This is a genomic window from Pseudomonas sp. o96-267, from assembly GCF_003935465.1.
In the GTDB taxonomy this organism is placed as follows: domain Bacteria; phylum Pseudomonadota; class Gammaproteobacteria; order Pseudomonadales; family Pseudomonadaceae; genus Aquipseudomonas; species Aquipseudomonas sediminis.
In genome coordinates this window covers 1-22,475 of the sequence record NZ_RHQP01000051.1, presented here as the reverse complement: position 1 = coordinate 22,475, position 22,475 = coordinate 1, and the positions used below count along the sequence as shown (strand labels likewise).

Sequence of the window (22,475 nt, the reverse complement as noted above, 5' to 3'; positions counted from 1 at the left end):
CAATTCAACGATGGGCTACCGCCTGCGGTGGCCGAGGAAAAACTTAACCCACTGTCCGGGATGGGTTGACCACTACAAACTCTACCGAGCCATACTAAAATGATTAAAAAAATATCAATAAAAAACTTTAGATCGATTAAAGAGGCAATCGTAGAATCCAGCGAACTGACAATATTTGTTGGCTGCAATGACGAAGGAAAATCAAACATACTAAGATCATTAGATTTATTTTTCAATCACGACAAACCTGACGGATACATACTAAACTGGCAAAGAGACTACTGCGCTTTTGCGAAAAAAATAAGAAACAAGGCCGAGCAAATAGAAATAGAAATCCAATTACAGCTCCCATCCAGCTTTAATATTAAAGACGAAATAATCTGAAAAAAAACATATCGCAAATTCGGGCTACATCAAGAAGATATCTTCCTGGCCGACAAATCAGAGCTACCAAGCAGATCAAAATCTTACGCATTCCTCAAGTCAATAAGATATGACTACGTACCCGCAATAAAAGGACCAGAATACTTTGAAAAACTCCTATCCTCTGTTCACGACATGCTTGACTCCACGGTACAAAGCGAGATCAGAACCGCAGCAGATCAGTTCACAAAAAGAATAAGGAAACACACAAGCGGAATACTATCCGAACTGGAATCTCAGCTTGGAATAAAATCAGAAATAGCGCTACCAAGTGATCTAAAGCAACTATTCTCAGAACTTGAATTCCAGTCAAATTCTGAAGGCCACAGAGTTTCACTTTCGCAAAGAGGAGATGGCATAAAAGTAAGACACATACCTGTAATACTAAGGTGGCTTGCAATACAGGCAAATCATCTGTCCTCACCTGGAAGACCAAGGGTATTTACCATTTGGGGTTACGAGGAACCAGAAAATAATCTGGAAATAAAGAAATGCTTTGAGCTAGCAGACTATTTCATAGATACAAGCAAAAGCATTCAAATCTTGATAACCACTCACTCACCTGCCTTTTACTCAGAGTTCAGAAGTAACTCGACGCCATCAAAAACAACAATCTCAGAAGTAAAACTTTAGCCACAACTTGGGACAACCATAACACCAAAGTCTTCAGAATCAGAAGAAGACATATACTCATTACATTCGTCCGTTGGTTTCCTGGACCTAATAGAACCTCACATAACAAAATGGAAAGAAGAGTCCGACAGGCTCTCATCATTAATAACCGAAGAAATATCCAGAGGAGGACCAACAATATTTGTCGAAGGACCTTCCGACAAAGAAATAACAGATACGATCTTAAAAAAACACTTTAAGAGCCTAACAATAAAAGTAAGATGCGCCGATAGCTTTGGAGGGGGACATCCCTGGGTAAAAGACATGCTTATTGCATGGCACCACAGCAGACCAAAAAACAGAGCCATAGGACTTTTTGATGACGACGATGCAGAATCATCAATTAATGAATTCAAAGAAATAATTGAAAATCGCGTAAAGAACCAAAAGTCCTTCAAGCATAAGATGACTCCCGCAGGGCCTGCATTAGAACTAATAAAAATAGGAATAAAAGTACCGCTAGCAATAGAAGAAATCTGCCCCAAAGAAATATGGGAAGAGGCAAATAAAATAGGAATACTTGAGAAAAGGAAAAACCTCATAAGCATTTATAATTTTAAGGAAACAGGCATAACATTCGACAACTGGATAAGCGACAAAATAAAAAACAAAACATTATTAATGATCGCCACACACAAACCAAGTGATAAGAAAAAATTCTCCCACCTAGTAAAAACGCATATAGAAAAATCCACACACAGCTTCGAAGAGATCAAATCCCTAACAGCCATACTAGTAAATAAGATAACGCAACACTGACCAATCAACTTAATTAATTTCACTGAAACAGTGTGAGTAACTCAAAGTCTGCCCAATATTCCTGCCTCGCGTGTCAACCTCTCAACCCGTTGGCAAGGGTGGGCTAGGCGAAAACCAGGCCACGGGGACGGATGCAGAAAGACTGGCCTTGCGAACGCCTTCGTTTACAGCTTCAGCTCACTCAGCCGTTGCTGGAGAAAACGTACTGCGCCACTCCGGGAGTTCTTGCGCGCCGAACAGCGTTGGATGATGGTCATATTGCGGGTATAGAAGCACCTGCCTTCCTGCGTCGTGCCAAGCAGGCCACCGAATAGCAAGTAGGGTGGGCTGCACGAAGTTTGTCCACCATATCCAGCAGCGCAACGATCTCTGAGCTCTACACCAAACGCCCCTTCAGGAGGCCGAACGGAATCGTTGTGTAGAGGGTTGAGCGGCATGGATGCCGCGAGAGCCGCGATGGGCCAGGGATGGCCCTTCGCGGCGGGCCCTCGGAGCGACGATGGAGTGAGGGGAGTTGAGCGAAGCGAGACCCGGATGGCGGGGCACAGCGTTTTTGCTTACTTTTTTGGCGTTTGAAAAAAGTGAGTCGCCGTAAGGGCGAAACCGTAATTTCAGACAACAAACTTGCGGCGTCGGAGTGCAAAGCCAAAAGCACCCTCTCCCCTAGCCCCTCTCCCGCAAGCGGGAGAGGGGAACTGATCGCTGTTTCGTCAGCAATCGCGGTTGACTGAAAGATTTTCGCGGCTGAAGCCCCTCCTACAAGAACGTGGCGATCCCAGCAGCCTTGCCTTCACGCCCCCGCAATCAACCGCTCGATGATCTGCCGTAGCGCAGGATGCTCCGGCACCCGAATCCCAAACTCCTCATGCAACACCCTGAGCACCTCATCGACACTCTGCAACTGCACCCGCTCACTCGCCTGCCCCAGGCGGTGGATGGCGAAGCTGCCATTGTTCAGCGTCTTGCGCAGGCCGGGCCCGGTGCGAGCAGCGATCATCTGGCCGAGGAAGGGCGAATCCGGGTGGGTGCACACGTACCAGTTACCCACCACGTAATCGATTTCCGCCACCTGCTGCAGATCGAACACATACATCGCCCGCCAGCTGCCGGCGACCAATGCGCGCAGGGTGTAGGTGCCATCCACCAGCGTCAGGCGATAGGGCTCATGCGGTGTGGCCTGTTCGGCCTCGCTGTCGAGCAGCAAGGGACCAGTCGGCACCATGCCGCCGAAGCCAACGTCGCTGATATAGCGCACACCATCGATGGTCACCAGCACCAGCATATGGGTGCGCGCCGGCAAGGCATCCTCCGGGCCACCCATGACCACGCGGCCGGTCAGCCCGCGCGCGTCGAAGCCCAGCGCCTGCAACAGCAGCAGGTACAGGCGGTTGAGTTCGAAGCAGTAACCGCCACGGCCCTGGCGTAACAGCTTGTCCTGAATCGCGGCGGGTTCGACCTCCACCGGCACGCGCAGCATGCTGGCCAGGGTTTCGAAGGGGAATTCGGCAGTGTGTCGCGCCTGCAGCTCACGCAGGGTGTCGAGGCTCGGCGGTAGCGCCGACGAGCACCCCAGGCGCCCGAGGTAGGTGTGTAGATCCAGCATGAATGGCTCGGTCATCGTGCATCTCCATTTCTACTGCTGGCTGTTTTACCAGAGGTCGGGGGTTGGAGATATGCAACGAATCGCATGGCGTGCTCGAGTCAGCGCTTTCGGTTTGCGGCGGTCGGCACAAACAAATCGACAGAAATGCGCCAATCTATTGTTCATCGCACCAGCTTGCCCGAGGCCCCCATGATGCATCTGCGCCGTTTCTGCACGTTTTCCCTGTTACTCATCTTGAGCGGCTGCGGCGCCGGTGAGACAGCCACCACGGCGACACTCCAGGCTGAGCAGGCCAAACAGGCTCAGCAGCAAATGGTGCAGCTCAAGCAGCAGATCGACCAGGCCAATGCGGCGAACACCCAGCGTCTGCAGGAGGCCATCGATCAGGCGCAGTGAATGGCGTCTCCAGCTGAGCGCTGCTTGCAACGAGCAACGCGCCGCCTGACAACAAAAAGGCCGATCAAGTGATCGGCCTTTTCGTTCAGAGCATCAGCTCACTCAGCCATTGCTGGGGAAGGCGAACTGCGCCGCTTCGTGGCTCTTGCGTGCCGGCCAGCGCTGGGTGATGGCCTTCTTGCGGGTGTAGAAGCGCACGCCATCCGGGCCGTAAGCATGCAGGTCGCCGAACAGCGAACGCTTCCAGCCGCCGAAGCTGTGGTAAGCAACCGGTACCGGCAGCGGTACGTTGACGCCGACCATGCCGACTTCGATCTCGTCGCAGAACAGGCGCGCGGCTTCACCGTCGCGGGTGAAGATGCAGGTGCCGTTGCCGTACTCGTGATCGTTGATCAGTTGCATGGCTTCTTCCAGGCTGCCGACGCGGACGATGCACAGCACCGGGCCGAAGATTTCGTCGGTGTAGATGGTCATCTCCGGTGTCACCTTGTCGAACAGGGTACCGCCGACGAAGTAACCGTTCTCGTTGCCAGCGACCACCAGATCACGGCCGTCGACCACCAGCTTGGCGCCCTGCTCGACCCCGGCGTCGATGTAGCCCTTGACCTTGTCGCGCGCAGCGGCGGTGACCAGCGGGCCCATGTCCAGGCCGCAGGAGGTACCGGCACCGATTTTCAGTGCCTGGATCTGCGGGACGATCTTCTCGACCAGCGCATCGGCGATCTGGTCGCCCACGCACACGGCCACGGAGATGGCCATGCAGCGCTCGCCGCAGGAGCCGTAGGCCGCGCCCATCAGTGCGCTGACGGCGTTGTCCAGGTCGGCATCGGGCATTAGCACGGCGTGGTTCTTGGCGCCGCCCAGTGCCTGCACGCGTTTGCCACGCTTGGTGCCTTCGCTGTAGATGTACTCGGCGATCGGGGTCGAACCGACGAAGCTCAGGGCCTTGACCTCGGGCGCTTCGATCAGCGCGTCGACCGCGTCCTTGTCGCCGTTGACCACGTTCAGCACGCCCCTGGGCAGGCCGGCCTGGTTCAGCAGTTCGGCGATGAACAGGGTGGAGCTCGGGTCGCGCTCGGACGGCTTCAAGATGAAGCAGTTACCGCAGACGATGGCCAGCGGGTACATCCACAGCGGCACCATGGCCGGGAAGTTGAACGGGGTAATTCCTGCCACGACGCCAATGGGTTGCAGATCGGTCCAGGCATCGATGTTCGGGCCGACGTTGCGGCTGTATTCGCCCTTGAGAATTTCCGGGGCGGCGCAGGCGAACTCGACGTTCTCGATACCGCGCTTGAGTTCACCGACGGCGTCTTCGATGGTCTTGCCATGCTCGGCGCTGATCAGAGCAGCGATTTCGTTCTCGTTCTGCTCCAGCAGTTGTTTGAAGCGGAACATGATCTGCGCACGCTTGGCCGGCGGGGTGTTACGCCAGGCCGGGAAGGCAGCCTTGGCGGCATCAATGGCCAGTTGCATGGTGGCGCGATCAGCCAGGCCGACGGCGCTGGTGGAGTCGCCAGTGGACGGGTTGTACACCGGGGCGCAGCGACCGTTGCCGGCAACGCGTTCGCCGTTGATCAGGTGCGGAATGTGGCTCATGGGGTTCTCCAAAGTCAGGTTGGTGGGAGGGGCTTCAGCCGCGACTGAATGAGCGTCGCGGCTAAAGCCCCTCCCACAGGAATCAATCCAGTTTGTTCAGTACATCGCCGACGGCATTGAAGACGCGGTCGAGGTCTTCGATCTTGGCGTTGAAGGTTGGCCCGAACTGCAGGGTATCGCCACCGAAGCGCACGTAGAAACCGGCCTTCCACAGGGCCATGCCGGCCTCGAACGGACGGATCACCGCGTCACCGTCACGCGGTGCGATCTGCAGCGCGCCAGCCAGGCCGCAGTTGCGGATATCGATGATGTGCTTGGTGCCTTTCAGGCCGTGCAGCGCTGCCTCGAACTTCGGCGCCAGCTCGGCGGACTGCTGAATCAGGTTCTCGCGCTTGAGCAGCTCCAGCGTCGCCAGACCGGCGGCACAGGCCACCGGGTGCGCCGAGTAGGTGTAGCCGTGGGTGAACTCGATCATATGCTCCGGCGATGGCTGCTGCATGAAGGTGTTGTAGATCTCGCTGCTGGCGATCACCGCACCCAGCGGGATGGCGCCGTTGGTGATCTGCTTGGCGACGTTCATCAGGTCCGGGGTCACGCCGAAGAACTCGGCACCACTCCACTTGCCCATGCGGCCGAAGCCGGTGATCACTTCGTCGAAGATCAGCAGGATGTTGTGCTGGGTGCAGATTTCGCGCAGACGCTGCAGGTAGCCCACCGGCGGCACGAGGGCGCCAGCCGAGCCTGACATCGGCTCGACGATCACCGCAGCGATGTTGGAGGCGTCGTGCAGTTCGATCAGCTTGAGCAGTTCGTTGGCCAGCTCCACGCCGCCAGTTTCGGCCATGCCCTTGGTGAAGGCCATGCCCGGCTGCAGGGTGTGCGGCAGGTGATCGGCATCCATCAGTTGGCCATACATCTTGCGGTTGCCGCCGATGCCACCGAGGGCGGTGCCGGCGATATTGACGCCGTGGTAGCCACGGGCACGGCCGATGAAGCGGGTCTTGGAAGCCTGGCCTTTCAGGCGCCAATAGGCCTTGGCCATCTTCACCGCAGTGTCGGCGCACTCGGAGCCGGAGCCGGTGAAGAATACATGGTTGAGATCACCTGGCATCAGGTCGGCAACCTGCTCGGCCAGCTTGAACGACAGCGCATGGCCGAACTGGAAACCCGGCGAGTAGTCGAGGGTACCGAGTTGCTTGGCCACGGCTTCCTGGATTTCCTTGCGCGAGTGGCCGGCGCCGCAAGTCCACAGGCCGGACAGGCTGTCGTAGACCTTGCGACCCTGGTCGTCGACCAGCCAGCTACCCTCGGCACCGACGATCAGTCGCGGGTCACGCTGGAAGTTGCGGTTGGCGGAGAACGGCATCCAGTGCGCATCCAGCTTGAGCTGGCTGGCCAGGGACGGGGTTGCGGTCTGCGGCATGTTCATCGGGGTGGCCTCGTTCGGGCAGGCAATTCGGTGTAGGAGCGAGCTCTGCTCGCGAAGCTGCCTTGCAAATGCTCGTTCGCGAGCAGAGCTCGCTCCTACAGGGTGGTTGCACGGAAATGTGCCACGGGCATAGAGTCAGTAAAACAGTACTCTTCTTATCTTCAGTTCAAGGCCTACTAAACAAATGAGCAGCCGCCGTCCCGATCCGCTGGCCCAGGTCAGCGACTTTGAAATCCGCCTGCTCAAACTGTTTCGCAGCGTGGTGGAATGTGGCGGTTTTTCTGCGGCGGAAAGCGCCCTGGGCATCGGTCGCTCGGCCATCAGCCAGCAGATGAGCGACCTAGAGCAACGCCTCGGCCTGCGTCTGTGCCAGCGCGGGCGCGCCGGCTTCGCCCTGACCGAGGAAGGTCGCGAGGTGTACCAGAGCACCCTGCAACTGCTGGCGGCGCTGGAGAGCTTTCGCACCGAGGTCAACGGCCTGCACCAGCACCTGCGCGGCGAACTGAACATCGGCCTGACCGACAACCTGGTGACCATCCCGCACATGCGCATCACCAATGCTCTGGCGCGCCTCAAGGTGCAGGGGCCGGACGTGCGCATCAACATCCGCATGACGCCGCCGTCGGAGGTGGAACAGGGTGTGCTCGATGGCCGCCTGCATATCGGCGTGGTGCCGCAGGTCGGCGCCCTCTCCGGCCTGGAGTATCAGCCTCTGTACGACGAGCGCTCGCTGCTCTACTGCGCGGTCGGCCACCCGCTGTTCTATGTCGATGACCAGCAGCTTGAAGACCAACGTCTCAACGCTCAGGAGGCCATCGCCCCAACCTTCCGCGTGCCCCCCGAGGTGCAGAGCCACTATCAGGCACTGAACTGCACGGCCAGCGCCTCGGATCGCGAAGGCATGGCCTTCCTTATTCTCACCGGGCGCTACATCGGCTATCTGCCGGACCACTATGCCCAGGCCTGGGTGCAGCAGGGCCGCCTGCGCGCACTCAAGGCCAGCAGCCGCTTCTACGACATCAACCTGGCTGCGGTCACGCGCAAGGGGCGTCGCGCGCACCTGGTGCTGGAGAGCTTTCTGGAAGCCCTGGCCGAAGCCTGACCGCGCACCAAAAAAGCGCCCTAGCACCAATAACGGGCAACCCTTAGTCCCTGTCGCGCCCGAACAACCCAGTCGAAATCAGACTTACCGGCGCAGAACGCCGATATCATGTCGCCATATTAATGACGGCAAGTTTATTGCTGGCAAATCGCCAGAGCGATGATCGCACTGCGCTTACGCCCTTCGCATGGCCGGCCACTCGGCTGTCGTTACTCCTGGTTCTCGAGGCTCATGATGTTCTTCTTCAAACCGGTTCTGGCGTTGATGAACCGCGCGCGTTACGCCCACAAGTTCCTGCTGATCTTTACTGTGTTCATGCTGCCCTACTGCTGGCTATCCGTGAGCAAGCTGCTCGACGTCAACGCCACGCTGGAGCAGTCGCAGCACGAGCTACAAGGCCTGCAGACCATCGAGCACTACCTGCCGGTGTATCGCCAGGCCCTGGAGCAGGCCGGCATGCATGTGATCGGCTATGCGCGTAACAAGGACGACGCCAAGCAGGAGATCGAGCGCCGCAGCCAGAGCTTCGTCGCGGCCATCGCGGAACTCAATGCCAGCCTCGATAGCGGCGTGTTCGCTGACATGAAACTCGCCGAAAGCGACCCTGGCTTCAGCATGGACAGGAAACTCTCGACACAGGGCCTGAGCTCGCAAATGATCGAGCACGTCAGCTCGGTGCATGACCTGAGCGCCAACATGCGCGAGATCGCCGCCTTGTCCAAGTTGAGCCAGGACAGCAACCCGCGCATCTACCGCAACGTAGACCTGCTGCTCAATCAACTGCTGCCGCTGTACGAAGTGCTGACCCAGACCCGCACCTATGCTGGCTACATGACTGCCTACGGCTTCCTCGAATCCTCGTCGCGTTCGGCCATCACCAACCAGCTCAGCACTCTGCAACGCTACGCCGGCGGCATCGAGGCCAAGGGCAACGCCGAGGCCCAGCAGTTGATGACGAGCGCCGCGCGAGATGCCGCCGAGCAATACAAGCGCGAGATCGTCGATATCTATACCCGGAGCGGCTACTTCGACCAGAACGCGGTGGAACACTGGCTGCAGCGCTACGAATCCTATGCGCCGCAGGCAGCCGAGCTGGACAAGGCCGCGAGCCTGCTGCTGGAGGAAACTGCCGGACTACTGCAGGCTCGCACCGACGCCAACCTGCGCGAACTGGTGCTGTGGGCTGGCACCCTGCTAGTGGTGATCGCCTTGCTGGTGTACCTGTTCGTCGGTTTCTACCTGTCAGTGCGCGGCGCCATTCGCGACCTGACCAATGCCACCCGACGCATGGCCGAAGGTGACCTGCGTCAAAGCGTGAAGACCGCTGCGCGTGACGAGCTGGGCGACCTGGCCAAGGACTTCAACGAGATGCAGACGCGCATGAGCGAACTGATCGCGCAGGTCGCACGCTTCTCCGAAACCACCCTGGACAAGGCGCAGAGCGTCAGCGACAGCGCCTCCACCAGCCAGCGCAGCGTCGAGCGTCAGGCCAATGAACTGGAGCTGATCGCCACCTCGATGAGCGAGCTGGTCAGCAATGTTCAGGAGGTCAGCCAGAACTCCCACGTGACGGCCGACAAGGCCAATACCGCGGGCGAGAAATGCCGCGAAGGCCGCGTGCAGGTCGACCATGCGGTGTCGCGCATCAACCAGCTGTTCAGCGAGATGGACGACTCCATCGGTGCCATCACCTCGGTAGAAAAGGAAAGTGAAGAGATCGCCAAGGCCGTCGACCTGATCAAGAGCGTCGCCGAGCAGACCAACCTGCTCGCCCTCAACGCCGCCATCGAGGCCGCGCGCGCCGGCGAACAGGGCCGCGGCTTTGCCGTGGTGGCCGACGAAGTGCGCAGCCTGGCGATCCGCTCTCACGAGCTGACCGGCGAGATCGACCAGACCATCGCCCGCCTGCGCCAGCAGGTCGGCAGCGCGGTGAAGACCATTCGTGGCAGCCACCAGAGCGCGGCGCAGAGCGTCGAGCAGATCACCCTGACGGCGAACATCTTCGAGCAGATCACCGGCAGCATGGATCAGATCATCGACCACAACATCCAGATCGCCTCGGCCGCCGAGCAGCAGGCTGCGGTGGTTCAGGGCGTCGAGCAGAACACCCTGGAGATCAAGAGCCTCAGCGACAGCAACGCCCATGAAGCGCAGAGCACGGTGAACGTCAGCGACGAGCTGACCGGCATGACCCGCAACCTGCACAGCCTGATTGCCAACTTCAAGGTATGACCCGCGTGGCCGTCAGCGAGACCCGCTCACGGCCGGCCTGGGGTGACGCAGCCGACGCAAACGGGCTTTTTCACGCCGTAATACTTGTCACCCAGGCGGTGCTGGGGTATCTGTGCAAACGCCCCGCTCCCTGATCAGTCCGGAATCGCCTCATGACCTTCGAAGTCCCCGCCCACAGCGCCAACGACAAGCCCGCCGGACGCATCCGCCAGAAGAACGAAGAAGCCATCATCAAGGCTGCCGAGGAAGAATTCGCCCGGCACGGTTTCAAGGGCACCAGCATGAACACCATCGCGCAGAACGTGGGCCTGCCCAAGGCCAACCTGCACTACTACTTCAACAACAAGCTGGGGCTGTACCTGGCGGTGCTGAGCAATATCCTCGAGCTGTGGGACAGCACCTTCAACAACCTCACGGTCGACGACGATCCGGCCGAGGCGCTGGAGCATTACATCCGCGCCAAGATGGAATTTTCCCGGCGCCAGCCGAAGGCTTCGCGCATCTTCGCCATGGAAGTGATCAGCGGTGGCGACTGCCTGTCGCAGTACTTCAACCAGAACTACCTGGACTGGTTCCGTGGCCGTGCCGCCGTGTTCGAAGGTTGGATCGCCGCCGGCAAGATGGACCCGGTCGACCCGATCCACCTGATCTTCCTGCTGTGGAGCAGCACCCAACACTATGCGGACTTCGCCTCGCAGATCTGCCGTGTGAAGCAGAGCTCGCGCCTGACCAAGCAGGACTTCGAGGAAGCTGCCGATCAACTGGTGCAGATCATTCTCAAGGGCTGCGGCCTGACGCCCGCCAAAAAAGCTTCATAGATTCGTCACATCCGCGCACTAGGCTGCCCTCCATTTCTGGAGGAGACATGCCTGATGGATAACCATGATCTGACTGACCTGCAGCGCCTGGTACTGAGCCGCCGCCGCTTCATCGGTACCGGCGCCCTGGCAGGTGCCGCCCTGTTCCTTGCTGGAACCCCGCTGGGCCGTACGGCACTGGCCAATGCCATCAGCGCCGCCCCGCTGCTGGGTTTCGACAACATCGCCGCGACCACGGCGGACACCATCACCCTGCCGCCAGGCTATAGCTTCGACGTGCTGATCAGCTGGGGCCAGCCGCTGCATGCCGACTCCACCCCCTATCGCGGCGACGGCAGCCACAGCGCCAAGGAGCAGCTTGGCCAGTTCGGCGAGAACAACGACGGCATGAGCTTCTTCCCCTGGCCGGGCGACGCCAACCGTGCGCTGATGGCGATCAACAACGAATACTGCAACTACCCCTACCTGCTGGCACACGGCAAGCCGCCGCAGTCGTTGGACGATGTGCGCAAGGCGCAAGCTGCCGTGGGTGTCACCGTCATCGAGGTCAAACGCGATACTGGGGGCGCCTGGCAGTTCGTCCAGGGCTCGCCTTACAACCGCCGCATCCACGCCAACCTGCCCATGGAAGTCAGCGGCCCGGCGCGCGGCCATGCATCGATGAAGACCGCCGCTGATCCTGCCGGTATCGAAGTGCTCGGCACCTTTCAGAACTGCGCCAACGGCATGACGCCCTGGGGCACCTACCTGACCTGCGAAGAGAACTTCAGTGACTGCTTTGGCAGCACCGATGCCGCGCTGCAACTGACGCCTGCGCAAAAGCGCTACAGCGTCAAACTCGAAGGTGCCAGCGACAACCGCTGGCACCTGTTCGATGAGCGCTTCGATATCGCCCGCACCCCCAACGAGCTGAACCGCCACGGCTGGGTCACCGAAATCGATCCCTTCGATCCCGCATCCAAGCCGATCAAACGCACCGCGCTGGGCCGCTTCAAGCACGAGAATGCGGCCATCACCCTCAGCCGCGATGGCCGTGTGGTGGTGTACATGGGCGATGATGAGCGCGGTGAGTTCATCTACAAATTCGTCAGCCGTGACCATCTCGACAAGCGCAACCCCAAGGCCAACCGTCACTTGCTCGATCATGGCGATCTGTACGTGGCCCAACTGGATGGCGACGCGCAGCAGCCGCGTGGCTCCGGCCGCTGGATCAAACTGGGCTTCGGCCACAATGGCCTGACCCCGGAAAACGGCTTCAGCGACCAGGGCGATGTGCTGATTCGCGCCCGCGCTGCCGGCAGCCATGTGGGCGCAACCCGCATGGACCGCCCGGAATGGATCGCCGTCAGCCCGCAGGACGGCCAGGTCTACTGCACCCTGACCAACAATGTGCAGCGTGGCAGCGAAGGTCAGCCGGTGGACGGCGCCAACCCGCGCGCCAACAACCTCTACGGGCAGATTCTGCGCTGGCGCGACGCGGCGGACGACGCCGCCGCCGAGCGTTTTGACTGGGATCTGTTCGTGGTCGCCGGCAACCCGGTGGTGCACCCCGGCAGCGCCAACGCCGGGTCGGCCAACGTCAACGCCGACAACATGTTCAACAGCCCGGACGGGCTGGCCTTCGACCAGGATGGCCGGTTGTGGATCCAGACGGACGGCAACTATGGCAATAGCGGCGACTTCGCCGGCATGGGCAACAACCAGATGCTCTGCGCCGACCCGGTCAGCGGCGAGATTCGTCGTTTCCTGGTCGGCCCCAGGGGCTGCGAGATTACCGGTGTGGCCTTCAGCCCCGATCACCGCGCGCTGTTCATCGGCGTGCAGCATCCGGGGGAAGACGGCGACTCGAGCTTCCCCGACCATCAGCCGGGCATGCGCCCACGCTCCTCGGTGGTGGTGGTTCGCCGTAACGACGGCGGCGTGATCGGCGCCTGAACCCGCGCCGCATGAAATGACGCCCGCCCGGCTTATACTGGCGGGCGTTTTCGTTTGCAGACCCGCGTGCCATGCCCACTACCCTGCTCGGCCCTTGCGAGTACCGCGAGGAAATCCGCAAGAGCCGCTTCCTCGCCCTCGCCGCGCCAATCAGCAACGCAGCCGAGGCGCAAGCCTTCATCGACAGCCACAGCGACCTGGCGGCCTCGCACAACTGCTGGGCGTGGAAGGTCGGCAATCAGTACCGTTTCAATGATGACGGCGAACCCGGCGGCACCGCTGGGCGGCCCATCCTCGCCGCCATCGAAGGGCAGGACTGTGACCAGGTGGTGGTGCTGGTGATCCGCTGGTACGGCGGCATCCAGCTCGGCACCGGCGGCCTGGCCCGCGCCTACGGCGGCAGCGCCGCCAAATGCCTGCAGGCCGGCGAGCGCCGCGAACTGATCGTGCGCCAGGCCTTCACCTGCCATTTGCAGTTCGCCGAACTATCGCTGTTCAAGGCACGCCTGAACGACTTCGACAGCCTGATCGAGCGCGAGGACTACGACGCCACCGGCGCATGCCTGCACCTGGCCGTAGCGCCGGCCGAGCGCGCCGCGATGGAGCGCTTGCTGGGCGATATCAGCCGCGGCCGCGAAAGCCTGAGGGCGCCATGAAGCGGACGACTACTGCACTGCTGCCGCTGCTATGGCTGGCCCTGCCGGCCCTGGCCGAAGTCCAGGAGCAGTTGCAGGAGCAGTACTACGACCTGCAGGTGGCGTCTGGCGAGTCCCTCAGCCGCGCCATTGACCAGGCCTCGCCGATTCGCCAGGACGGTCAGATCTACCACGCCTATACCCGCTGGAAGGTGCAGTGGAATTTCTGGTGGCGCGAGCAACGCGACGGTCGCTGTCAGATCGACCTCACCCGCACACAGTTGAACGCCACCATCACCCTGCCCCGCCTCGGCGGCGGCGACGCACAGCAGCGCCAGCGTTTCGAACAGTATCTGGGCGCACTGCGCGAGCATGAGCTGGGCCACTACCGCATCGGCCAGGCGGCGGCCGCCGAGATCGACGCGGCGCTGCTGGCGACACCTGAATACCCCAGTTGCACCGAGCTGCAACAGCAGGCCAACCAGCGCGCTAATGCCATCCTGCAACGACATGCCGAGCAGGAGCGGCAGTACGACCAGCAGACCGGACATGGCCGCAGCCAGGGCGTCTGGTTGACGGAATAAGTGCGCTATCCTGATTCACCGTTCTCATCTCTCATGGAGCCTGACATGACTGCCCCTCGATCCATCCTGATCATCGGTGCCTCACGCGGCCTCGGCCTTGGTCTGGCCGGTGAATTCGCCGCCCAGGGCTGGGCCGTGACCGCCACCGTGCGCAGCGCCGCACAACAAGCGCCGCTGCAGGCAATGCCCGGCGTGCGTGCCGAGCAACTGGAGATGACCGATCCAGACAGCCTCGCGCAACTGGCCGACCGCCTGAGCGGTCAGTCATTCGACGTCATCTTCGTCAACGCCGGCGTCGCCGGCCCCGACCACCACAGCACCGCTCAGGCCACTGCCGAGGAAATGGGTCAGCTGTTCCTGACCAACGCCGTCGCCCCGCTACGCGTGGCCGAGCGCCTGCTGCCGAACCTGGCCGCCGAACATGGGTTGATCGTGTTCATGAGCTCGATCCTCGGCAGCATCGAGACCGGTGCCGGCCTGGGCATGCCGCTGTACGGCGCCAGCAAGGCCGCACTCAACCACCTCGTGCAGTGCTTCGTACGCACTCAGGACAACCCAAAACTCGGCGTAGTGCTGATGCATCCGGGCTGGGTACGCACCGACATGGGCGGCGCCGACGCGCCGCTGGATATCGACAGCAGTTGCAAGGGCATGGTACGGCAGGTCAGCGCCGCCGTCGGCCAACCCGGCCTGCGCTATCTCGACTTCGAGGGCAACCCGCTGCCCTGGTGAGCGTCAGCGCTGGAGTTCGGCCTGCCACCAGGCAGGCCGTGCAATTGTGTTGGAGAAGAATAACGATGGAAGTAAACATCGGTAATGACCCAGCGTTGATCCGCCTGGCTCAAGGTATCCGCTATCAGGTGTTCACATGTGAACAACGGATTCCTGCGGAGCTGGACCTTGATGGACTGGATGAAGAGTCCTTCCATGCGCTGGCAACTGAACAGGGCGAGCCAATTGCCACTGCCCGCCTAACACTGAGAGAAGACGGGGCTTCTACCCTGGCCAGGGTGGCGGTCAGTGAGGCTTATCGGAGCGCGGGAGTTGCGTCGGCCGTTGTCCAGGCATTGATGCAGCATGCGCAAGAGATAGGCGCCACCTCCATTGAACTTCATGCTCACAGCCACCTGAAAGGCTATTACGAAAAATTCGGGTTTGAGTTCATCAAGGAAGTTGAAATCGTGGGCGAACATCAGCTCATTGAAATGCGACGCCAACTCGCACGCGCATAGCGGCTTAAGACGATAGCTCCCAGGCACCAGCGTGAGGGCGAGAGTGCGACGCCCAGCGTTTCTACCGGGCCGGATAGGCCAACGCCATTTCGCCAGCGTGCTTAGGCAGAGAGTCCGTATACTCTGCGTGCTTCAAACACTCGCCGGATGCGAGCCTCCCACCACCGTCAATCGGAACCAGGTCAATGGACAACCTGTATCAGCCTCCCAAAGCCGAGCTGCTGGACGAACAATCGCCCTCTCGTAACGCCTTCTTCGTCACCTCAGAGAACAAACTCTACCTGCTGAATTTCGCCACCTTCGGCCTGTACTCCCTCTACTGGTTCTACAAGCAGTGGGACAGTCAGCGCGCCACGATGCTGCCGAAACACATCATGCCGGCGGCACGTTCACTCTTTCAGATTTTCTACACCCACTCGCTGTGCCGCCTGATCAGCGAGCACCAGCAGCGCCAGGGTCTGGGATCATGGGATTACTCGGGCACCGCCTGGCTCTATGTCCTGCTGCTCTTCGTCAGCAATGGCCTGTCACGCGTGGATATCCAGAACGGCGCTCTCGACCTGCTGCTATTGGTCGGCTGCGTGATGGCGCCAGCCTTTCCTCTGGCGCAGATCCAGCGACAAGCCAACCAGGCCAGCGGTGATGAGGATGGGCAGAGCAATGCACGGATCAGCGGCCAGAACCTGCTGTTCATCATTCCCTGCGCCTTGCTGTGGATACTGGCTGTGATGGGCTTTTTTATCTGACGCTCGAATACAGGCAGCGCAGTTGTAGGGTGGATTGAGCGCAGTCAAAACCCTCATGACCACACAACTTGAGTATCGCGGAGCTGAATCCAGGTGACCTCCGCCAGTAGGTCGCCAAGCCGGGCGTCGAGGCTTTGGGGTTACGAATCGCGGCTAAGGCCGCTCCTACACGAGTCTCACCCATAACGTCGTAGCCGCTATAACCGCGAGCGCGCGAATAAGGTGCGCCTTTCGCTGCGCACGCAGAGGCGAGCACCAATAGTGGGCGCTAAAAAACTCGTAGCAGTGGGCGAACCTCGTGCCAGCGCATTTTCTGACCCCTTGGCCAAGTTTTTGCTTTAACCCCGCTCAGTTATCTCCATGAGCGCTTTCCATGTCTGCCTCACCCGACTCCCCACGCTTGCAGCTGACCGCCGTCAGCAAGCAGTACCCTGGCTGCCTGGCCAACGACCGTATCGACCTGACCATCGCCCCAGGCGAGATCCGCGCTCTGCTGGGCGAGAACGGCGCCGGCAAGAGCACGCTGATGAAGATCATCTACGGCGTCACTCAACCCAGTAGCGGCGAGATTCAATGGCAGGGTGAGCGGCTGACGATGCGCGACCCGGCCATGGCGCGCCGCCTGGGCATTGGCATGGTGTTCCAGCATTTCTCGCTGTTCGAGACGCTGAGCGTGGCCGAGAACATCGCCCTGGCCATGGGCGCGGAGGCCGGCACTCCGAAGCAGCTGGAGCCGAAAATTCGCGAGGTATCGCAGCGCTACGGCATGGCGCTGGAGCCGACGCGTCTGGTGCACAGCCTGTCCATCGGCGAACGCCAGCGAGTGGAGATCGTGCGCTGCCTGATGCAGGACATCAAACTGCTGATCCTCGACGAGCCCACCTCGGTACTCACCCCGCAGGAGGCCGACGAACTGTTCATCACCCTGCGCCGCCTGGCCGCCGAGGGCTGCAGCATTCTGTTTATCAGCCACAAGCTCGGCGAGGTGCGCGCGCTGTGCCAGAGCGCCACAGTGCTGCGCGGCGGTCGGGTGTCCGGGCATTGCGTACCGGCAGAATGCAGCGACCTGGAGCTGGCGCGACTGATGGTCGGCGACGCCGAGGGGCTGGAAAGCAGTTACCCGAAAGTCAGCGGCGGCCTGCCACGGCTGCGCGTCGATGACCTGAGTTGGCACAACCCCGATCCGTTCGGCTGCTCGCTGGAACGCATTCGCCTGGAGGTGCGTAGCGGCGAGATCGTGGGTATCGCCGGGGTGGCCGGCAATGGCCAGGACGAGCTGCTCGCCCTGCTCAGCGGCGAAACCCGCATGCCGCGTGGCGAGCGTGAGCGGGTCAGCCTGGATGCCGCAGCGGTAGCCAATTTGCACCCGGATGCGCGGCGCGGGCTGGGCCTGGCCTTCGTCCCCGCCGAGCGCCTCGGCCATGGTGCGGTGCCGGAGATGAGCCTGGTGGACAACGCTCTGCTCACCGCCTTCGGCCAGGGCCTGGTCAAAGGGGGGCTGGTGCAGCGCAGCAAGGTACGTGCGCTGGCCGAGCAGATCATCCAGCGCTTCGCGGTAAAAACGCCGGATGCCGACACCGCCGCACGCAGCCTGTCCGGCGGCAATCTGCAGAAATTCATCCTTGGGCGGGAAATCCTGCAAAACCCGAAACTGCTGGTGGCCGCGCACCCGACCTGGGGCGTGGACGTTGGCGCCGCTGCGGCCATCCACCGTGCGCTGATCGCCCTGCGCGATGCCGACGCGGCGATTCTGGTGATCTCCGAAGACCTCGACGAGCTGTTCCAGATCAGCGACCGCATCGGCGCACTGTGCAGCGGGCGGCTGTCGCCGCTGGCCGAGACGGCTCAGGTGTCCACCGTGGAAGTCGGCCGCTGGATGGCCGGTGAGTTCGATCAACCCGCCGCTGCTGCGGCCTGCTGACGGAGCCCGTCATGCTGTTATCCCTGGAACCGCGCGGCCAAGAGTCGCGCCCCATGCTCTGGCTGTCGCCGCTGCTGGCCGCCGTACTGACGCTGGTGAGCGGCATGCTGCTGTTCACTCTGCTCGGCCATGACCCGCTGGAAACCCTGCACACCCTGCTGATCGCCCCGGTCAGCGACTGGTACGGCGTGTCCGAACTGCTGGTCAAGGCTCTGCCGATCCTGCTCTGCGCACTGGGCCTGGCGGTGGCCTACCAGGCGCGCATCTGGAATATCGGCGCCGAAGGCCAACTGCTGATCGGCGCGCTGGCCGGCAGCGCTATGGCGCTGCAACTGATCGACTGGGAAAGCCGCTGGGCACTGGCCTGGGTGGTGCTGGCCGGCACCGCTGCCGGTGCGGCCTGGGCCGGGCTAACCGCCTGGCTGCGCACCCAGTTCAACGCCAACGAGATCCTTACCAGCATCATGCTCAACTACATCGCGTTGAACCTGCTGCTGTTCTTCGTGCATGGGCCGCTGAAAGACCCGGCCGGTTTCAACTTCCCTGAGTCGGCCATGTTCGGCGATGCCAGCCGCCTGCCGCTGGTCAGCGAGGACGGGCGCCTGCACGGCGGCCTGTACCTGGCGCTGCTGGCTCTGGTGGCGGTGTGGGTGCTGCTGCACAAGAGCTTTCTCGGCTTCCAGATCAAGGTGCTCGGCCTGGACAAGCGCGCCGCCGGGTTCGTCGGCTTTCGCGAGAAGCGCCTGGTGTGGTTCGCCCTGCTGGTCAGCGGCGCGCTGGCCGGCATGGCCGGCGTCGGCGAAGTGGCCGGGCCGATTGGCCAACTGGTACCGCAGGTCTCGCCGGGCTACGGCTATGCGGCGATCACCGTGGCCTTTCTCGGCCGTCTCAATCCGCTCGGCATTCTGTTTGCCAGCCTGTTGATGGCGCTGCTGTACCTGGGCGGCGAGAACGCGCAGATGAACCTCAATCTGCCGCAGGCGATCACCCAGCTGTTTCAGGGAATGATGCTGTTCTACCTGCTGGCCTGTGACGTGCTGATCCTCTACCGGCCACGGCTGAAGTGGAAATGGACACGTCGCGAAACGCTTGCCGAAGCCACCACTTGAACGCCAAGGAATCCCCATGGATCTCGATCTGTTGACCAATATTTTCTACGCCATGGTGCGCACCGGCACGCCGCTGCTGCTGGTGGCCCTGGGCGAGTTGGTGTGCGAGAAGAGCGGCGTGCTCAACCTCGGCCAGGAAGGCATGATGCTGTTCGGTGCGGTGATCGGTTTTATCGTCGCCTTCAGCACCGGCAGCCTGTGGCTGGGCGTGCTGCTGGCGATTGCCGCCGGCATGCTGCTGTCGATGCTGTTCGCCGCTGTGGCGCTGGGCTTCAACGCCAACCAGGTAGCCACCGGCCTGGCCCTGACCATCTTTGGCGTGGGTCTTTCCACCTTCGTCGGCGCAGCCTGGGTCGGCAAGCCGCTGAGCGGTTTCGAGCCCATCGTCATCCCGCTGCTGTCCGACATCCCGCTGATCGGGCGCATGCTGTTCGCCCAGGACGTGCTGATCTACCTGTCCTTCGCCCTGTTCGCGCTGGTGGCCTGGGTGCTGCTGAAAAGCCGTATCGGCCTGATCATCCAGGCCGTTGGCGAAAACCCGGACGCCGCCAGTGCCATGGGCCTGCCAGTGCTGCGCGTGCGCACCCTGGCGGTGCTGTTCGGCGGCGCCATGGCCGGTCTGGCGGGCGGATACCTGTCGCTGGCCTACACGCCGATGTGGGCGGAGAACATGACCGCCGGCCGCGGCTGGATCGCCCTGGCGCTGGTGGTGTTCGCCAGTTGGCGCGTGTTCCGTGTGCTGCTCGGCGCCTACCTGTTCGGCCTGGCCAGCATCCTCCACCTGGTGGCGCAGGGCATCGGCCTGTCGATCCCGTCGAACCTGCTGGCCATGCTGCCCTACGTCGCCACCATCGTGGTGTTGGTACTGCTCTCGCGCGATGCGATCAAGACCCGGCTGTATGCGCCGGTGTCGCTGGGCCAGCCGTGGCAGCCGGGGCATTGATGTGCACATGAATCGCGGCTGAAGCCCCTCCTACAGGGTGTGCGTCGCTTGTGTAGGAGCGGCTTCAGCCGCGATAAGCTCTACAGCCACACCGCATCCCATAGCGGGTAATCCACTACCCGTTTCACCAGGCCTGCCCGCACAGGATTGGCAATCACGTAACGCGCAACAGCTCGTAAATCCTCTTCCTGACGCACAGCCCGATCATGAAAGCCGGGCTGCCATAACGGGCCAACCCGAGACAAACGCTGATTGATCTGCCGTGAGCTGCGGCCTTTCACCTGGCGCATCAGCTCATTCAAGGTGGCGCTCTCCAGCTGCACTAGCCAATGAAGATGATCAGGCATCACCACCCATGCCAGCGAGTGCACTAGTCCGGTCTCATGAGCCTCGCGAAGCTCGGCGACCAATAGTCGCCCGAGAGAGAAATCCTGGAGAAGCGCTTCTCGGCCATACAGTACGGCCGTCAGTAAATAGATCCGACCAGTTTCGGAATAACGTCCACGGCGTAGTGCTCCTGCATGTGGTTTGTCTGAACGAAGCATTCCTTTGCCTCCTGATCGTGATTGGTTCTGTATAGCAGTTGATCGCGGCTGAAGCCGCTCCTACAAAAACACCGCGCGCCGTGTAGGAGCGGCTTCAGCCGCGATAGGCTTGTTGCCCCTGACTTCAGAGTCAGCTATCTTCGCCGCACGTCATTTCCGACGCACCTGGATCAGCAGACAGGGTCAACACTGAGCTGGCTTACCTGACATCAACCTCAGAGGAGCCTGCTCATGGCAGCTACCCGTATCTGGATCAAGAACCCCCTCGCCATCTTCACCGCCAATGACCTGGACGCTTCCGGCGGCCTGGTGATCGAGGATGGCCGCATCGTCGAAGTGCTCAGCAAAGGCCAGCAACCTGCCGCGCCCTGCCAGCAAGTGTTCGACGCCCGCGAGCACGTGGTGCTGCCGGGCCTGATCAATACCCACCATCACTTCTACCAGACCCTCACCCGCGCCTGGGCGCCGGTGGTCAACCAGCCGCTGTTCCCCTGGCTGAAGACGCTCTACCCAGTCTGGGCACGCCTCACTCCCGAAAAGCTCGCCCTGGCCAGCAAGGTGGCGCTGGCCGAACTGCTGCTGTCCGGCTGCAGCACCGCGGCCGATCACCATTACCTGTTCCCCGGCGGCCTGGAGAACGCGATCGATGTGCAGGTCGAAGCGGTACGCGAACTGGGCATGCGCGCCATGCTCACGCGCGGTTCGATGAGCCTGGGCGAAGCGGACGGCGGGCTGCCGCCGCAGCAAACGGTGCAGCAGGGTGAGGTGATCCTGGCGGACAGCCAGCGCCTGATCGGCCAGTACCACGAGCGCGGCGACGGGGCGCAGATCCAGATCGCCCTGGCGCCCTGCTCGCCCTTCTCGGTGACTCAGGAAATCATGCGCCAGAGCGCCGAACTGGCCGAGGAGCTGGACGTGCGTCTGCACACCCACCTGGCCGAAACCCTCGACGAGGAGGACTTCTGCCTGCAGCGCTTTGGCCTGCGCACCGTGGATTACCTGGACAGCGTCGGCTGGCTCGGCCCACGCACCTGGCTGGCCCATGGCATCCATTTCAACCCCGACGAAATCACCCGCCTGGGCGCTGCCGGCACCGGCATCTGTCATTGCCCCAGCTCCAACATGCGCCTGGCTTCGGGCATCTGCCCCAGCGTCGAGCTGGAAGCCGCCGGTGCGCCGCTGGGCCTGGGCGTCGATGGCTCTGCCTCCAACGATGCCTCGAACATGATCCTCGAAGCGCGCCAGGCGCTGTACATCCAGCGCCTGCGCTACGGCGCCGAGCAGATCACCCCGCAGCGCGTGCTTGGCTGGGCCAGCAAGGGCTCGGCGAAACTGCTGGGGCGCAGCGACATCGGTGAACTGGCTGTAGGCAAGCAGGCCGACCTGGCGCTGTTCAAGCTCGATGAGCTGCGCTTCTCCGGCAGTCACGATCCACTCTCCGCACTGCTGCTGTGCGGCGCCGACCGCGCCGACCGGATGATGATCGGCGGCACCTGGCGCGTTATCGATGGGCAGATCGAAGGGCTCGATGTGGCGCAGCTGATCGCCAATCACCGCCAGGCGGCGCGTGAGCTGATCAACGGCTGAGGACGATCCGCAGGGTGAGCCGTGCGCGCTGGTGAACCAAGGTGCGCACGGCGCACCCTACGAGCGGTCAGCGATTAATCGGCTGTAGGAGCGGGGGGGGGGGGGGGGGGGGGGGGGCCCGGGCGCGGGGGGGGGGGGGGGCGGGCGGCCCCGGGGGGCGAGCCCACACCCGGCGGCCCGGTGCGCCCCCCCCAACCCGCACGCC

At 61.6% G+C, this 22,475-nt stretch carries 21 protein-coding genes and 1 pseudogene; 18 read left to right on the top strand and 4 right to left on the bottom strand.

All coding sequences use genetic code 11. The annotated features are described in order from the left end of the window. The first annotated feature begins 99 nt into the window (after window positions 1-99). The 3 genes from EGJ86_RS25730 (at window position 100) to EGJ86_RS23380 (ending at window position 1,854) form a co-directional block, all read left to right on the top strand. The gene (locus tag EGJ86_RS25730) at window positions 100-384 is read left to right on the top strand and encodes an AAA family ATPase (protein WP_372237987.1); all 285 of its coding nucleotides are present in this window, start codon (window positions 100-102) and stop codon (window positions 382-384) included. Between the two features lie 174 nt (window positions 385-558). Further along, complete coding sequence (locus EGJ86_RS23385; protein ID WP_125836803.1) at window positions 559-1,056, top strand: AAA family ATPase; 498 nt, start codon at window positions 559-561, stop codon at window positions 1,054-1,056. Between the two features lie 303 nt (window positions 1,057-1,359). Further along, window positions 1,360-1,854: a hypothetical protein gene (locus tag EGJ86_RS23380; RefSeq protein ID WP_125836802.1), complete on the top strand. Its 495-nt coding sequence runs from the start codon at window positions 1,360-1,362 to the stop codon at window positions 1,852-1,854. A 790-nt stretch (window positions 1,855-2,644) separates the two neighbouring features. Here EGJ86_RS23380 and EGJ86_RS23375 read toward each other — a convergent pair. Continuing rightward, the gene (locus EGJ86_RS23375; RefSeq protein WP_125836801.1) at window positions 2,645-3,472 is read right to left on the bottom strand and encodes an arylamine N-acetyltransferase; all 828 of its coding nucleotides are present in this window, start codon (window positions 3,470-3,472) and stop codon (window positions 2,645-2,647) included. 174 nt (window positions 3,473-3,646) lie between these two features. Between EGJ86_RS23375 and EGJ86_RS23370 the strand changes: the two genes are divergently transcribed. Next, window positions 3,647-3,853 (top strand): hypothetical protein, encoded by a 207-nt coding sequence (locus tag EGJ86_RS23370; protein WP_256672492.1) that lies wholly within the window; start codon window positions 3,647-3,649, stop codon window positions 3,851-3,853. Between the two features lie 102 nt (window positions 3,854-3,955). Here EGJ86_RS23370 and EGJ86_RS23365 read toward each other — a convergent pair whose 3' ends face one another. Further along, window positions 3,956-5,452, bottom strand: a complete 1,497-nt coding sequence (locus tag EGJ86_RS23365) for a CoA-acylating methylmalonate-semialdehyde dehydrogenase (RefSeq protein WP_125836799.1) — start codon at window positions 5,450-5,452, stop codon at window positions 3,956-3,958. 82 nt (window positions 5,453-5,534) lie between these two features. Further along, entirely contained in the window at window positions 5,535-6,881 is a 1,347-nt protein-coding gene (locus EGJ86_RS23360) for an aspartate aminotransferase family protein (protein ID WP_017363637.1), read from the bottom strand. A 184-nt stretch (window positions 6,882-7,065) separates the two neighbouring features. On the opposite strand from EGJ86_RS23360, the gene EGJ86_RS23355 reads away from it, so the two are divergent. From EGJ86_RS23355 to EGJ86_RS23300, 13 genes and pseudogenes are all read left to right on the top strand, one after another. Next, window positions 7,066-7,983, top strand: coding sequence for a LysR family transcriptional regulator (locus tag EGJ86_RS23355; RefSeq protein ID WP_125836798.1), 918 nt, complete (start codon window positions 7,066-7,068; stop codon window positions 7,981-7,983). Window positions 7,984-8,142: 159 nt separating this feature from the next. Beyond that, window positions 8,143-9,357: pseudogene (locus EGJ86_RS25725) on the top strand (HAMP domain-containing protein); the annotation flags it as partial. Beyond that, window positions 9,352-10,215, top strand: a complete 864-nt coding sequence (locus tag EGJ86_RS25720) for a methyl-accepting chemotaxis protein (protein WP_371916946.1) — start codon at window positions 9,352-9,354, stop codon at window positions 10,213-10,215. The pseudogene EGJ86_RS25725 and the gene EGJ86_RS25720, both read left to right, overlap by 6 nt. Before the next feature lie 152 nt (window positions 10,216-10,367). Further along, the gene (locus EGJ86_RS23345) at window positions 10,368-11,033 is read left to right on the top strand and encodes a TetR/AcrR family transcriptional regulator (protein WP_106733565.1); all 666 of its coding nucleotides are present in this window, start codon (window positions 10,368-10,370) and stop codon (window positions 11,031-11,033) included. 54 nt (window positions 11,034-11,087) lie between these two features. Beyond that, the gene (locus EGJ86_RS23340) at window positions 11,088-12,968 is read left to right on the top strand and encodes a PhoX family phosphatase (protein ID WP_125836796.1); all 1,881 of its coding nucleotides are present in this window, start codon (window positions 11,088-11,090) and stop codon (window positions 12,966-12,968) included. Between the two features lie 71 nt (window positions 12,969-13,039). Continuing rightward, entirely contained in the window at window positions 13,040-13,624 is a 585-nt protein-coding gene (locus EGJ86_RS23335; RefSeq protein ID WP_106733563.1) for a YigZ family protein, read from the top strand. After that, complete coding sequence (locus EGJ86_RS23330; RefSeq protein WP_125836795.1) at window positions 13,621-14,187, top strand: DUF922 domain-containing protein; 567 nt, start codon at window positions 13,621-13,623, stop codon at window positions 14,185-14,187. The genes EGJ86_RS23335 and EGJ86_RS23330 overlap by 4 nt, the downstream gene beginning before the upstream one ends. 45 nt (window positions 14,188-14,232) lie before the next feature. Next, entirely contained in the window at window positions 14,233-14,919 is a 687-nt protein-coding gene (locus EGJ86_RS23325; RefSeq protein ID WP_125836794.1) for an SDR family oxidoreductase, read from the top strand. Window positions 14,920-14,984: 65 nt separating this feature from the next. After that, window positions 14,985-15,419, top strand: a complete 435-nt coding sequence (locus tag EGJ86_RS23320; RefSeq protein WP_125836793.1) for a GNAT family N-acetyltransferase — start codon at window positions 14,985-14,987, stop codon at window positions 15,417-15,419. A gap of 185 nt (window positions 15,420-15,604) precedes the next feature. Next, window positions 15,605-16,165, top strand: coding sequence for a DUF4234 domain-containing protein (locus EGJ86_RS23315; protein ID WP_125836792.1), 561 nt, complete (start codon window positions 15,605-15,607; stop codon window positions 16,163-16,165). A 373-nt stretch (window positions 16,166-16,538) separates the two neighbouring features. Further along, window positions 16,539-18,086, top strand: coding sequence for an ABC transporter ATP-binding protein (locus tag EGJ86_RS23310; RefSeq protein WP_125836791.1), 1,548 nt, complete (start codon window positions 16,539-16,541; stop codon window positions 18,084-18,086). 11 nt (window positions 18,087-18,097) lie between these two features. Next, window positions 18,098-19,195, top strand: coding sequence for an ABC transporter permease (locus EGJ86_RS23305; protein WP_125836790.1), 1,098 nt, complete (start codon window positions 18,098-18,100; stop codon window positions 19,193-19,195). Between the two features lie 16 nt (window positions 19,196-19,211). Then, window positions 19,212-20,138 carry an ABC transporter permease gene (locus tag EGJ86_RS23300; RefSeq protein ID WP_099526179.1) on the top strand — a complete coding sequence of 309 codons (927 nt, stop codon included), beginning with the start codon at window positions 19,212-19,214 and terminating at the stop codon, window positions 20,136-20,138. A gap of 80 nt (window positions 20,139-20,218) precedes the next feature. Here the strand turns inward: EGJ86_RS23300 and EGJ86_RS23295 are convergent, their stop codons facing one another. Further along, window positions 20,219-20,683: a transposase gene (locus tag EGJ86_RS23295; protein WP_125836789.1), complete on the bottom strand. Its 465-nt coding sequence runs from the start codon at window positions 20,681-20,683 to the stop codon at window positions 20,219-20,221. 231 nt (window positions 20,684-20,914) lie between these two features. Between EGJ86_RS23295 and EGJ86_RS23290 the strand changes: the two genes are divergently transcribed. Next, a complete protein-coding gene (locus EGJ86_RS23290) occupies window positions 20,915-22,270 on the top strand; it encodes an 8-oxoguanine deaminase (protein WP_125836788.1) in 1,356 nt (451 codons plus the stop codon). Window positions 22,271-22,475: the final 205 nt, after the last annotated feature.

Bases quoted from the DNA above. Each gene is read 5' to 3' on its own strand.
- EGJ86_RS23300 (WP_099526179.1), top strand. From the start codon at position 19,212: ATGGATCTCGATCTGTTGACCAATATTTTCTACGCCATGGTGCGCACC.
- EGJ86_RS23335 (WP_106733563.1), top strand. From the start codon at position 13,040: ATGCCCACTACCCTGCTCGGCCCTTGCGAGTACCGCGAGGAAATCCGC.
- EGJ86_RS23290 (WP_125836788.1), top strand. From the start codon at position 20,915: ATGGCAGCTACCCGTATCTGGATCAAGAACCCCCTCGCCATCTTCACC.
- EGJ86_RS23345 (WP_106733565.1), top strand. From the start codon at position 10,368: ATGACCTTCGAAGTCCCCGCCCACAGCGCCAACGACAAGCCCGCCGGA.
- EGJ86_RS23355 (WP_125836798.1), top strand. From the start codon at position 7,066: ATGAGCAGCCGCCGTCCCGATCCGCTGGCCCAGGTCAGCGACTTTGAA.
- EGJ86_RS23385 (WP_125836803.1), top strand. From the start codon at position 559: ATGCTTGACTCCACGGTACAAAGCGAGATCAGAACCGCAGCAGATCAG.
- EGJ86_RS23380 (WP_125836802.1), top strand. From the start codon at position 1,360: ATGCTTATTGCATGGCACCACAGCAGACCAAAAAACAGAGCCATAGGA.
- EGJ86_RS23295 (WP_125836789.1), bottom strand. From the start codon at position 20,683: ATGCTTCGTTCAGACAAACCACATGCAGGAGCACTACGCCGTGGACGT.
- EGJ86_RS23305 (WP_125836790.1), top strand. From the start codon at position 18,098: ATGCTGTTATCCCTGGAACCGCGCGGCCAAGAGTCGCGCCCCATGCTC.
- EGJ86_RS23315 (WP_125836792.1), top strand. From the start codon at position 15,605: ATGGACAACCTGTATCAGCCTCCCAAAGCCGAGCTGCTGGACGAACAA.
- EGJ86_RS23325 (WP_125836794.1), top strand. From the start codon at position 14,233: ATGACTGCCCCTCGATCCATCCTGATCATCGGTGCCTCACGCGGCCTC.
- EGJ86_RS23375 (WP_125836801.1), bottom strand. From the start codon at position 3,472: ATGACCGAGCCATTCATGCTGGATCTACACACCTACCTCGGGCGCCTG.
- EGJ86_RS25720 (WP_371916946.1), top strand. From the start codon at position 9,352: ATGCAGACGCGCATGAGCGAACTGATCGCGCAGGTCGCACGCTTCTCC.
- EGJ86_RS23365 (WP_125836799.1), bottom strand. From the start codon at position 5,452: ATGAGCCACATTCCGCACCTGATCAACGGCGAACGCGTTGCCGGCAAC.
- EGJ86_RS23370 (WP_256672492.1), top strand. From the start codon at position 3,647: ATGATGCATCTGCGCCGTTTCTGCACGTTTTCCCTGTTACTCATCTTG.
- EGJ86_RS23330 (WP_125836795.1), top strand. From the start codon at position 13,621: ATGAAGCGGACGACTACTGCACTGCTGCCGCTGCTATGGCTGGCCCTG.
- EGJ86_RS23320 (WP_125836793.1), top strand. From the start codon at position 14,985: ATGGAAGTAAACATCGGTAATGACCCAGCGTTGATCCGCCTGGCTCAA.
- EGJ86_RS23340 (WP_125836796.1), top strand. From the start codon at position 11,088: ATGGATAACCATGATCTGACTGACCTGCAGCGCCTGGTACTGAGCCGC.
- EGJ86_RS25730 (WP_372237987.1), top strand. From the start codon at position 100: ATGATTAAAAAAATATCAATAAAAAACTTTAGATCGATTAAAGAGGCA.
- EGJ86_RS23360 (WP_017363637.1), bottom strand. From the start codon at position 6,881: ATGAACATGCCGCAGACCGCAACCCCGTCCCTGGCCAGCCAGCTCAAG.
- EGJ86_RS23310 (WP_125836791.1), top strand. From the start codon at position 16,539: ATGTCTGCCTCACCCGACTCCCCACGCTTGCAGCTGACCGCCGTCAGC.